Source organism: Arthrobacter sp. Dra40 (assembly GCF_059091905.1).
Genome location: NZ_JBNHHB010000007.1, coordinates 108,800 through 120,149 on the forward strand (window position 1 = coordinate 108,800; position 11,350 = coordinate 120,149).

Below are 11,350 nucleotides of genomic sequence, written 5' to 3' on the forward strand. Positions count from 1 at the left end.
GCTCAGGCCTCCTGCCGGGCGAACAGGCCGTCCACCGCGTGCTCCCAGCCCTTGATCTGGTGTTCGGAGGACAACTCGCGGGCGGCGGCGTGCGCGTTCGCCTTCCACTCATCTACCAGCTGGGGCGTCAGCATCTTGAGCACCTCCACCAGCGCGGCGGGGCTGAAGTCGGCGGTGACGGCACCCAGTCCGTGCCGGCGCAGCAAGGTTTCCATGGCCGGCGACGGGCCGATGATCAGCCCGGTGCGGGCCTGGACCGCCTCGAAGAACTTGTTCGGCAGGGCGTGCGCGAGGTTGAAGTTGGTGGGCGGGATGATCGAGATGGCGACGTCGTATTCGGCCACGGTGTCCACCAACTGGTCATACGGGACCGGCTCGCGGAACCGCACCCGCGGCAACTCCTCGCCGAGTGCCTTGAGCTCGGCGACGTAGGCCGGTTCGTTCGGCATCACGATCAGGTCCAGTTCCAGGTGCTCGGGGGCACCGCGCATGGCCGCCATGATGTCTTCGATCTTGCGGTAGCGCTGCCCGGCGGAACTGTAGATCATCCGGATCTTTTCGCCGGTGGGCCGCGGCTGCTTGTCCGCGTACGGGGCGGCGTTGGTGACCACCGAGGCGGCGACGCCGAAGTCCTTGGTGTACTGCTCGGCGATGCCCTCCGCCACCGTGGTGACCGAGCACACGGCGGGCAGGTAGGTGCGGCAGAGCCAGCGCACGTAGGGGGCCACCAGCGCCCGCCAGGCTGGCTTGTTGAAGTGCTCCTTCGGCGCGAACTCGTGCAGGTCCGCGTGCACGCCATGCTTCGGCTCCAGGCACAGCGCCAGCGGCACGGTGTTGGTGTCGTTGGCCAGCACGGCATCAAAGTGCTGGCCGCGCAGCAGCTTGCGCGCTTGCGCCACGGCGGCAATGTTCCAGTACACGTCCACGTAGCGGCGCAGGGCCAGCCGCTGCGGATCGCGGGGCCAGCTGGCCAGCGCGGTATCCAGTTCAAAATGCTCGGCGACGCCGTCCGGTGCCGGGCCAAACCCGCAGGTGAACACCCGGTACGTGTCGCGGAACAGCGTGATCTGCTTGAGCACCCGCGGGTCGCTGCGCAGCGGCGAGAGCGAGAGGATCAGCAGGGAGCGGGGTCCAGTCAACGAGGCTGCCTTCCATCGGTTCTGTCGGATGCCGGAGCGGCCGGTGATCCCGCGGCCGCGGCGCGTACCGACGGCCGGGAGCGGTGCAGCCGGCACGCCGCGGTGAAAACGAGCGAGTTCAGGTTGGTCCGCAGCGGCGCTTCGCGCCGGGCGTTGGCGAGCCAGCGCCGGGTGAAGGTGCGCTGCAGCGCATTGGCGGCCGCCCGCCGTCGTAATTCGGCCGATATTTCCTCGCCGGAGACCGCATCGCGCAGCACCAGCAGCAGGCGTTCGTCCGGGGCGCTGAGCAGGCGCGGCGCCCCGGGTGCCACGGCCGTGAGGGAGCGCACGACGGCGGAGATCGCTTGCCGGTCCTCGGTTCCCCAGGCGAACTGCGCACCTCGGCGGACGGCGGCGCTGATCACGTGGCCGCGCAGCAGCTTCACCGCGATGGCTTCCCGCTGGGCAGCGGGCAGCTCCGGATACCAGGTCCCGGAAACCAGCGACGTGACGTCCTGGAACTGGCTGCTCAGCGGCAGAACGGCCGACGTCACGCGTTCGTCCGCGTCCTGCCCCACCAGATACGCCGGGGCGTGGGCCGGGTAGGCGATCTTCTCACCGGAAAACCACAGCCGCAGGCCGAATTCCAGGTCCTCGCCGGTGCGCAGTCCCTGGCTCAGCCGGAGCCCCAGCTGGCCGATCGCCGCGCGCCGGATCAGTCCCAGCGGCGCCGTCCGGTAGGCCAGCCGGTCGCGCAGCGGATCCAGCAGCCGGCCACGGAACACGCGGGCGCGCGGGGTCAGGATCCGCGGGCCGCCGCGGTAGCGGACCGGCGCGATGACGGCGGCGGCGCCGGTGGCCTGCGCGGCATCCAGCCACGCGGAGACGGCTCCGGGCTCCAGCGTGTCGTCCGACCCCATGATGCCGACGAAGCCGGCACGTGCCTGGCTTAGGCCATAGTTGAACGGACCGGCCGGGGACGGAATGCCGTCGGCCAGTTCGAGCAGCCGCACGGTCTCCGGCAGGCCGGCCAGCTGTTCGCGCACCGGCCCGGGATCCATGTTGTGGCACACGACGGTGGCGCCGACGCGTCCGGGCGCGGCGGCCAGCACGGATTCCACAGCCCGCCGGACGGGCCGGTCCGCCGTGTGCACGGCAATCACGATCTCGGCTTCCGGCACCGTCATGGGCCGGTCCCCGGCCGCGCGGAGTCATCGGGTCCGGCCGCGTCCTCCGGGCGCGGCGCTTCGTCCAGCGCAATCCGGCGGGCCAACTTGGTAATCCGTGCCTCCAGTTGGCGCGTGCGCTGGAACGAGCTGGCCATGAAGATCAGGAAACACACGATGAGCCCGTAGAGCACCAGATCGGTGCCGCGGCCGATGCCCAGCGCATTCGCTACGGCGGTCAGCATGCCGGGGAAGAACACGGAGAGTGCCGCCAGCACGGCGAAGAGCATCAGCAGGATCCGGCGCACGGCTTGGTGGCGCGCGTTCTGGCCCCCGCGCATGAGTGCCAGCGCGCCGAGGGCGACGGCCAGGACCAGGACAATTTGGACGACTATGAGCATGGGATCACCGGAAGAAGAGGTCTGCGAGGATGTTGACGCCGTTGAGCAGGGACTGCCCCTTGGACTTGGAATATTCCGTATAGACAATGTGTACCGGCTGCTCCACCACCCGCGCCTCGAGCGCGGAGAGTTGATGGATCAGCTCGGACGCGTGCGCCATCCGGTTCTGCGTCAGGTGGATCTTGCGCGCCACCTCGGCGGACATCGCGCGCAGTCCGTTGTGGGCGTCGGTGAGGCGGTAGCCGGTGGACAGTCTGGACTGGACGGCGGCCGTGCGCAGCACCAGCCGCTTGAGCGCCGAGACGTCGCCCCGGCCGTCGAGGAAACGGGAGCCCAGCACCACATCCGCCTCGCCGTCCCGGACCCGGTTCAGCATGGCAACGGCATCCTGGACCCGGTGCTGGCCATCGGCGTCGAACGTGATGACCGCGTCCACTTCCGGATCCTGCACGGCATATTCGAATCCGGTCTGCAGCGCGGCACCCTGGCCAAGATTCACCGGATGGACCACGACGACGGCGCCCGCTTTGCGCGCCATGGCGGCGGAATCGTCGGTGCTGCCATCGTCAACGCAGACCACGTTCGGAAAGGTCTGCAGCAACTCCGCAATGACCGAGCCGACGACGGCGGCCTCGTTATACATCGGCACGACGACCCAGCAACGACTCACCCGCCTAGTATTCCACAACGGGAATAGTCCCAGCCGCAGCAGCACCCAGCGCTCATGCCCGCCGCGGGGCCGGCGCCTGCGCTGCCAGATCCTGATAGTGGCCGTCCAGCTCCCGGACACTGCCCGCCAGGCTCCGCCGGTCCACCACGAACTTGCGTGCGTCCCGGCGCATAGCCAGGTACTCTGCACTGCCCAGTTGCAGCAGTTGCTGCAGCCCGTCCTGCAGTTGGCGGAAGTCCGCTTCCGGTGCCAGCAGGCCGGTGACGCCGTCCTCCATCATTTCGGGAATGCCGCCGCTGCGGTACGCCAGCACCGGCGTCCCGCAGGCCTGGGCTTCCAGCAGCACCAGGCCGGCCGCTTCCCGCGCGCCGCCGGCTTCCTGGCTGGGTGCCACCAGGATCTGCGCCTGCTGCATCCAGGACCGGACACCGGCTCGGTCCTGGCGGCCCACGAAATCGATGTGCGGATGGCTGGCCGCGTGCTCGGCCACGGCGTCTCGCAACGGTCCGTCGCCGATCACCACCAGCCGGTGCCTGGCCTTGCGCGAGACGGCCAGCGACGCGTCCAGCAGGTCCCGGATGCCCTTTTGCATGTTCAGCGCGCCGACGAACAGCACCACGGGCATCTCATCGGAGTGGTGGCGGGTCGGTACAAAGTAATCGGTGTCCACGCCTTGATAGTGCACATGGATCTTTCCGGTATCGAGTTCCAGGTCGGCTGCCCGCCCGGCCATGTAGTTGCTGACCACCAGGAGCCGGGTGCTGTGTGCCGCGGCGGCCAGGACATTGCGGTGGTGCCACCGGGCCATCATCGTGTCCGCCGGATTCGCCAAGGACACCAGATCGGAGCCGTGCATGGTGGTGATCAGCGGGGCTCCGGAGACGGTGGATGCCTTGACCGCCGGCTCCGACCAGGTGGCGAAGTGCTGGTGGATGATGTCCGGTTTAAAGCGGCTTACGGCCACGGCCATGGACCGCATGAACGCGGGCATCACCAACTCGCGGCGGCGGAAGCCCAGCCCCGGGGCCGGGACGAAGTCGGTGATAGGGACGGTGACCGAGGCGTCCTCGATCTGGGCCACCAAGGTGAAAACGTGAAACTCGTGCCGATCCTTCAACCGCTCGGCGTGCGCCGTGGCGAAGTACGTTGGCGGGATCCGCAACGTGCTCTTGGTGATGGCGATCTTCACGGGGCTCCTGGACCTATTTCGGCAGCAGCCGGCTAACTCCGGCTTCCATCGCCATCCTAGCTCGGCGTCCCGCACGCCACCTCGGGTCTTCCGCACCGCGGCAGGGTCCGGCAGCAGCGTGCGGCAGCAGCGTGCGGCGGTCCGGCGCGCCGGGTGCCCCGCCGCGCACAGCCGTTCGATCAGCGGACGGTAATCTTTCAATGTCCGGCATCCGCCCGGCATCGGTGACAAGGAGCAGTGGTGGCCCAGCAAATCCTGTGTATCTCTTTCTCGGATATCCAGGCCGATTCCCGCGTGCTGCGGCAGCTCAAACTGCTGGCCGAAGCCGGTGAAGTCACCACGCTCAGCTACGGCGCACGTCCGCCCGGAGCCACCCACCATCTGGAAATCGACGCGTCGCTGCCATCGCTTCCGCAGACGCCGCTGGGCGTGCTGCTGCTGGCGCTGCACCAGCATTCCGCGGTGGAGCTCAGCGCTCCTGCGGTCAAGCAGGCCCGCGAGCTCGTTGCAGGTCGCCGCTTTGACCTGGTGGTGGCGAACGAAGCACGGGCGCTCCCGCTGGCCCACGCGGTCGCCCAGGGCGCACCGGTCTGGGGCGATATGCACGAGTGGGCTCCGGAGGAACGCTCGCATGTGCTGCCGTGGAAGCTGCTGGTGGCACCGTATATGCGCAGCATCTGCGCCAAGTACCTGCCGCGTACCACGGCGATCACGGCCGTGAACGGTTCCATCGCCCGGATGTATGCGGAGCAGTTCGGCTGCACCGTGGAAGTGGTCCGCAACGCCGGGCCGTTCCGGCATTTGGAACCGTCGCCGCCGCTGCCCGGGAAGATCCGGCTGGTGCACAGCGGCGCGGCGGTGCCCGGCCGCAATCTGGAAGGCACCATCGAGGCGGTCAAGATGCTCGATGACCGCTTCACGCTGGATCTGTACCTGGTCAAGGCCCGCGACGGCGGACGCTATTGGCAGCAGCTCAAGGACCTGGCCGCCAGCGACCCACGCATCACCTTCCACGACGCGGTTGCGCCGGAAGAGCTGCCCGCGACCCTCAATGCCTACGATGTGGGGGTTTTCTCGCTTCCGCCGCAGACCATGAACCACCAGTTCATGCTGCCGAACAAGTTTTTCGATTTCGTCCAGGCCCGGCTGGCCCTGGTGTTCAGCCCGTCCCCGGAGACTACGGCCTTGATGAGGGCCTACGATCTGGGCGTGGTGACCGAGGACTTCAGCACCGAGTCGCTGGCGCGCGCATTGGAGTCGCTCACCACGGAGCAGGTGGACAAGTACAAGGCCAACGCGCACGGTGCCGCCGCAGCGCTGAGCTCCGCCGAGGACGAAGCCGTCTGCCGCGGCATCCTCGCCGCCGTGCTCACCCCCTGACCCAGACCGTCCGGGGGCCATGGGCGGCTAGCCGGGAGCCGGCAGCCAGAGCCGTCGGCTAGCGCAGCCGGAAGGCTTCGGCGGCGTCGGCGATGGCTGCGGCCGCCCGGTTCCCCACGCTGCGCAGCGAGTAGTTCCGCTCCACCCATTCGGACAGCCGCCGGCGTTCGGCGTCGTCCACCGGGTTTTCCAGCGCATGGGCCATCGCCTCTGCCGCCTGGCCTGCGTCCCAGTCCACGCTCTGCCCCAGCTTGTGCTCGGCGACCAACTGCCGCAGCGGCCCGACGCCGGCGTAGACCACCGGGGCTCCACAGCTGAGCGAAACGAAGGCCTTGGTGGCGAAGGCGAAGTCATAGCCGCGGGCCGGCCGCACCGAGGCGAGCCCCGCGGTGGCGGTGCGCAGCGCACGAGCGATGGTGCCGCCGTCGGCCGTTCCCATGAAGCGGATGCGCTCCCCCGCCGGTGCCGCGCGCCGGCGCAGCTCCTCCAGCTCCACTCCGCCGCCGTACATCAGCAGCCGGGCATCCGGGTAGCGGTCCAGGATCTTGAGGAAGCCGTCCACGAAGACGCCGGCGCCCTGGATCTCGGACATCGTCCCCGCGTAGACGAAGGTGGGGCCGGGATGCGGATCCCCGGGCCCGGCCAGGCTGAAGGTGTCCGTGTCGATGCCGGTGCCGACTTCTGCCACCCTGGCCCGTCCGGCGGTCAGCCGGGCCAGCGCCAGCGTCACGCCGGTGGAAATGCTCAGCACGCCGGACGCGCCGGTGATCACCCAGCGTTCCACCGCCCGCAGCACCGCCACTACCCGCGGATCCACCCCGATCCCGGCCGCGGCATCGGAGCTGACGTCCGCGGAGAAGTAGACGTACGGGCGGCGCCGCAGCGCGGCCGCCAGCCGGACCACCACGCCGGTGGTAGGCGGCGGTTCCACCAGCAGCAAGTCGAACGGTTTGTGTGCCAGCAGGCGGAAGAACAGCGGGATGTCGAAGCTGGCGTACTGCAGATAGCCCCGCACGGCACCGCTGGCATCGCGCAGCACGGGCCAGCGCCGGATCCGGGCACCCCGGCCGGCGGCCGCACCCGCCGCGGCGCGAAGCCCCCGCGGCGGCCGGGTGGTCAGCACGGTCACCTCGTGGCCGGCTTCGGCCAGCGCCCGCACCGTGGCGGCCAGCCGGTAGGCGGCGGCACCGGCTTCCGGGAGATAAATCCGGGTGGCCAGCAGGATCCGCAGGCCCATCAGGCGTGCAGCCCGACGGTGCGGGATTCCTTTGCGCTGGCGATCATGGCTTCGGCCACGCGCAGCGTGTTCAGCCCTTCCCGCATGGTGACGATCGTCGCGGCCGGACGGTCGGTGCCGGCACCGCCGTCGTGCTCCGCCGCGGCGCCCGGGGAAGGTTGCAGCAGCCCCCGGTTAACCAGCACGGCGTCGCGGAACGCTTCGTGTTCCACCTTCAACGGTTCGCGCTTGGGGATGGCCAGCCGGGTGATATTGCCTTCGGAGACACCGCGGAAGTTGGCCACGGACTCCCACTCGGTGTTGATGGTGCCGTTTTCGTGGAAGGTCAGGTCGGCGGTCAGGGTGTCGGCCACGAAGGCGCCGCGTTCGCCGGTGACCACGGTGACGCGTTCCTTCGTCGGCGACAGCCAGTTCACCAGGTGGCTGGTGATCACGCCGTTGTCCAGCAGCCCGGTGGCCGCCACCATGTCCTCATGCTCGCGGCCGGAGCGGATGGTGGTGTTGGCGCTGACGGACGCGTAGGCGGCCTGCGCCAGCCAGGCGGTGAGGTCGATGTCGTGCGTGCCCAGGTCCTTGATCACGCCGACGTCGGCGATCCGCGCCGGGAAGGGCCCCTGCCGGCGGGTGGCGATCTGGAAGATTTGGCCGAGTTCGCCGGCTTCCAGCCGTGCGCGCAGCGACTGCAGCGCGGGGTTGTAGCGTTCGATGTGGCCGACGGCGCCGACCAGCCCGCGGGCTTCGAACGCAGCAGCCAGCTTCTCGCCGCCGGCGACGGTGTCCGCGATCGGCTTTTCCACCATGGTGTGGACGCCGGCCTCGGCCAGGGCCAGGCCGACCTCCTCGTGCAGCCCGGTGGGCACCGCGCACATGGCGATGTCGATTCCGGCATTGATCAGTTCCTCGACCCCGGAATAGACCGGCAGCCCGGGCGCGGCGCCGTGCGGGTCGCCGTAGGCGTCGGCGACGGCCACCAGTTCCACGCCGTCGGTCTCGCGGAGCACGCGGGCGTGGTGCCGGCCCATCATGCCCAGCCCGATCAGCCCGGCCCGGAGCACTGTTTTCCCGGTCCCTGCCATGCTCAGGCTCCTGCCTTCGCGAGGGCGTTGACCGCGGTGGCGATCCGGTCCAGGTCCTCGGCGTCCAGCGAGGGGTGCACCGGCAGCGAGAGCACCTCGGCCGCCGCGACCTCGGTCACCGGCAGGTCCGCGGCGATGTTGAAGGAGGGCAGCCGGTGGTTCGGGATCGGGTAGTAGACCCCGGAGCCGATGTTGTATTCGTCCTTCAGCGCCGCGGCGAAGCGGTCCCGCTCCCCCGCGCCGATCCGCACGGTGTACTGGTGGTACACGTGCACCGCCCCGGCGGCCACCGCCGGCGTGGCGACGCCGGACAGGTGCGCATCCAGGAACGCGGCGTTGGCCTGGCGCTGTTCGGTCCAGCCGCCGACCTTGCCCAGCTGCACCCGGCCGATCGCGGCGTGCAGGTTGGTCATCCGGGCGTTGAAGCCCACCAGTTCGTTTTCATACTGGCGTTCCATGCCCTGGTTGCGCAGCAGCTTCAGCCGCCGCGCCACCTCGTCGCTGCCGGTGGAGACCATGCCGCCTTCGCCCGAGGTCATGTTCTTCGTCGGGTACAGGCTGAACATGGCGAACTCGCCGAATGTGCCCACCGGGCGGCCGCCCAGCGACGCGCCGTGTGCCTGCGCGGCGTCCTCAAACAAAAGCAGCGACTTCTCCGCGGCCAGCGCGCCCAGCGCGTCCATGTTGGCCGGGTGCCCGTACAGGTGCACCGGCATGATCGCCTTGGTCCGCGGCGTCACGGCAGCGGCGACCGCGTCGGGGTCCAGGCAGTAGTGCTCCGGCTCGATGTCCGCGAACACGGGGGTGGCCCCGGTCAGCGCCACCGAGTTGGCGGTGGCGGCGAAGGTGAACGACGGCACGATCACTTCATCCCCCGGCCCAATGCCGGCGGCGAGCAGGCCCAGGTGCAGGCCCGAGGTGCCGGAATTGACCGCCACCGCATGCCGGCCGTCCAGCAGCACCTGCGAGAACTCCTGCTCGAAGGCGGCCACCTCGGATCCCTGGGCGAGCATCCCGGAGACGAGCACCGCGTCCACCGCGGCCCGTTCCTCGTCGCCGATGATCGGCCTGGCCGCCGGTATGAAGTCCTTGCTCACTGCTGCTCTCCTCGCGTTTCGTTCGCAACGTCGTTCGTGGCTTCCCGAAGGACGCCGTCGTCCTCCCGGTACCGCGCATCGGTGGCCGGACACACCCACACCGCGGGGTCGGCCGGGTCCTGCACCAGCCGCTGCCCGGCCCGGCCCACCCAGCCGATCCGCTTGGCCGGGACCCCGGCCACCAGCGCAAAATCGGGTACGTCGCGGGTGACCACGGAGCCGGCGGCCACGGTGGCCCAGGCGCCGATGGTCACCGGCGCCACGCAGACCGCCCGGGCGCCGATCGACGCGCCGTCGCGGATGTCCACGCCCACCGGGGTCCAGTCGTCGGCGCTCTTCAGCGACCCGTCGGGCGAGACGGCGCGCGGGTAGGTGTCGTTGGTCAGCACCACCGCCGGGCCGATGAACACGCCGTGGCCCAGCCGGGCCGGTTCGTACACCAGCGCGTAATTCTGGACCTTGCAGTTGTCCCCGGCCTGCACCCCGGTGCCGATGTAGGCGCCGCGGCCCACAATGCAGTTCTCGCCCAGCACCGCATCCTCACGGACCTGTGCCAGATGCCAGATCTTCGTCCCTTCGCCCAACCTGGCGGCGTCGGCCACATCTGCCGTATCGGCGATGAACACCATAGAATCCCTCTTTCCGCTCGCGGCGAGCGCCGCCGTCGTCGTCAATGTGGTGTTGATGCCGGCGGCCCTAGGCCTTGCCGATCACCCGGTAGGCCACGCCCGGCCAGCGCTCGGGCGAGCTGACCCGCCGGCCGTCGATGAACACCTTCACGCCGGGCAGGTGGTCCGGACCCAGCTGCGCGTAGTCGGCGTGGTTGGCCTGGACGACCGCGGCGTCGGCCGGCTCGCCCAGATGGTAGGGCGTGAAACCCAGCGCGGTGAGCTCCTCGTCGCTGAACAGCGGATCGTGCACGACGGCGGTGCCTCCCCGTGCGGTGATCGCCTCCACCGCGCCGAACACCCCGGAGAACGCCGTTTCCTTGACGCCGCCCCGGTAGGCCGCGCCGAGGACCACCACGCGGGCGCCGGTCAGGTCGCCGTAGGCGCCCTCCAGCAGGCCGATGGTGTAGTCCGGCATACCGGCATTCGCCGCGCGGGCCGCGGCCACCACCGTGGCCGACGGGTCGTTCCACAGGTACAGCCGCGGATACACGGGGATGCAGTGCCCGCCGACGGCGATGCCGGGCTGGTGGATATGGCTGTACGGCTGGGAATTGGAGGCTTCGATCACCTGGTAAATGTCGATCCCCGCGGTGGCGGCATAGCGGGCAAACTGGTTGGCCAGCCCGATGTTCACGTCGCGGTAGGTGGTCTCGGCCAGCTTGGCCAGTTCGGAGGCCTCGGCCGAGCCCAGGTCCCAGACCCCGTTGCCGCGCGCCAGGTCGGGACGGTCGTCGAAGTCCAGCACCGCCTCGTAGAACTTCTGTGCCACGGCGGTCCCGGTCTCGGACAGCCCGCCGATCAGCTTGGGGTACTTGCGCAGGTCCTCGAACACCCGCCCGGTCAGCACGCGCTCCGGGGAAAAGACCACGTGGAAGTCCTGTCCCTCGACCAACCCCGAGCCCTCCTCCAGCATCGGCTTCCACCGGGTCCGGGTGGTGCCCACCGGCAGCGTGGTCTCGTAGGACACCAGCGTGCCGGGCGTCAGATGCCGGGCCAGCTCCTGCGTGGCGGCGTCCATCCAGCCGAAGTCCGGCTTGGCCTCGGCGTCGACGAACAGCGGCACCACCAGCACCACAGCGTCTGCGCCGGGCACCGCCTCGGCATACTCGGTGGTGGCGCGCAGCCGGCCCGCGGGCACCAGCTCGGCCAGCCTTTCCTGGAGCCCCGCCTCGCCGGGGAACGGCTCGGTGGCCGCGTTGACCAGGTCCACCACGGCGGCGTTGACATCCACGCCGATGACCTCGTGCCCCTTCGAAGCAAACTGGACGGCCAACGGCAGCCCGATCTTTCCCAGAGCAATGACAGCGATCTTCAAGAGCTAAGGCCTTTTCTCGTTCGGTCAACG

11 protein-coding genes are annotated in these 11,350 nt (G+C 69.7%); 1 reads left to right on the forward strand and 10 read right to left on the reverse strand.

What is annotated here, in order from left to right; all coding sequences use genetic code 11:
- Positions 1-2: 2 nt before the first annotated feature.
- The 5 genes from AC5RWT_RS05860 to AC5RWT_RS05880 are packed head-to-tail and all read right to left on the reverse strand — an operon-like array spanning position 3 to position 4,544.
- Positions 3-1,139 (reverse strand): glycosyltransferase family protein, encoded by a 1,137-nt coding sequence (locus AC5RWT_RS05860; protein WP_494079515.1) that lies wholly within the window; start codon positions 1,137-1,139, stop codon positions 3-5.
- Positions 1,136-2,305: a glycosyltransferase gene (locus AC5RWT_RS05865; RefSeq protein WP_494079516.1), complete on the reverse strand. Its 1,170-nt coding sequence runs from the start codon at positions 2,303-2,305 to the stop codon at positions 1,136-1,138. The genes AC5RWT_RS05860 and AC5RWT_RS05865 overlap by 4 nt, the downstream gene beginning before the upstream one ends.
- Positions 2,302-2,685, reverse strand: coding sequence for a DUF2304 domain-containing protein (locus tag AC5RWT_RS05870; protein ID WP_494079517.1), 384 nt, complete (start codon positions 2,683-2,685; stop codon positions 2,302-2,304). Before AC5RWT_RS05870 ends, AC5RWT_RS05865 begins: the two co-directional genes overlap by 4 nt.
- 4 nt (positions 2,686-2,689) lie before the next feature.
- Positions 2,690-3,355, reverse strand: coding sequence for a glycosyltransferase family 2 protein (locus tag AC5RWT_RS05875; protein WP_494079518.1), 666 nt, complete (start codon positions 3,353-3,355; stop codon positions 2,690-2,692).
- A 52-nt stretch (positions 3,356-3,407) separates the two neighbouring features.
- Entirely contained in the window at positions 3,408-4,544 is a 1,137-nt protein-coding gene (locus AC5RWT_RS05880) for a glycosyltransferase (RefSeq protein WP_494079519.1), read from the reverse strand.
- A gap of 240 nt (positions 4,545-4,784) precedes the next feature.
- Here AC5RWT_RS05880 and AC5RWT_RS05885 point away from each other — a divergent pair, with 240 nt between their 5' ends.
- Entirely contained in the window at positions 4,785-5,924 is a 1,140-nt protein-coding gene (locus tag AC5RWT_RS05885; RefSeq protein ID WP_494079520.1) for a glycosyltransferase, read from the forward strand.
- Positions 5,925-5,982: 58 nt separating this feature from the next.
- On the opposite strand, the gene AC5RWT_RS05890 is transcribed toward AC5RWT_RS05885, so the two are convergent.
- From AC5RWT_RS05890 to AC5RWT_RS05910, 5 genes are all read right to left on the reverse strand, one after another.
- Positions 5,983-7,161, reverse strand: a complete 1,179-nt coding sequence (locus tag AC5RWT_RS05890; RefSeq protein WP_494079521.1) for a glycosyltransferase — start codon at positions 7,159-7,161, stop codon at positions 5,983-5,985.
- The gene (locus AC5RWT_RS05895; RefSeq protein ID WP_494079522.1) at positions 7,161-8,237 is read right to left on the reverse strand and encodes a Gfo/Idh/MocA family protein; all 1,077 of its coding nucleotides are present in this window, start codon (positions 8,235-8,237) and stop codon (positions 7,161-7,163) included. The genes AC5RWT_RS05890 and AC5RWT_RS05895 overlap by 1 nt, the downstream gene beginning before the upstream one ends.
- 2 nt (positions 8,238-8,239) lie before the next feature.
- Positions 8,240-9,334 (reverse strand): DegT/DnrJ/EryC1/StrS family aminotransferase, encoded by a 1,095-nt coding sequence (locus tag AC5RWT_RS05900; RefSeq protein WP_494079523.1) that lies wholly within the window; start codon positions 9,332-9,334, stop codon positions 8,240-8,242.
- Positions 9,331-9,963, reverse strand: a complete 633-nt coding sequence (locus tag AC5RWT_RS05905; protein WP_494079524.1) for an acyltransferase — start codon at positions 9,961-9,963, stop codon at positions 9,331-9,333. Before AC5RWT_RS05905 ends, AC5RWT_RS05900 begins: the two co-directional genes overlap by 4 nt.
- Before the next feature lie 67 nt (positions 9,964-10,030).
- Positions 10,031-11,320: a nucleotide sugar dehydrogenase gene (locus AC5RWT_RS05910; protein ID WP_494079525.1), complete on the reverse strand. Its 1,290-nt coding sequence runs from the start codon at positions 11,318-11,320 to the stop codon at positions 10,031-10,033.
- Positions 11,321-11,350 lie beyond the last annotated feature (30 nt).

Coding starts and splice junctions, on each gene's coding strand:
- AC5RWT_RS05890 (WP_494079521.1), bottom strand. CDS start 7,161: ATGGGCCTGCGGATCCTGCTGGCCACCCGGATTTATCTCCCGGAAGCC.
- AC5RWT_RS05865 (WP_494079516.1), bottom strand. CDS start 2,305: ATGACGGTGCCGGAAGCCGAGATCGTGATTGCCGTGCACACGGCGGAC.
- AC5RWT_RS05905 (WP_494079524.1), bottom strand. CDS start 9,963: ATGGTGTTCATCGCCGATACGGCAGATGTGGCCGACGCCGCCAGGTTG.
- AC5RWT_RS05870 (WP_494079517.1), bottom strand. CDS start 2,685: ATGCTCATAGTCGTCCAAATTGTCCTGGTCCTGGCCGTCGCCCTCGGC.
- AC5RWT_RS05895 (WP_494079522.1), bottom strand. CDS start 8,237: ATGGCAGGGACCGGGAAAACAGTGCTCCGGGCCGGGCTGATCGGGCTG.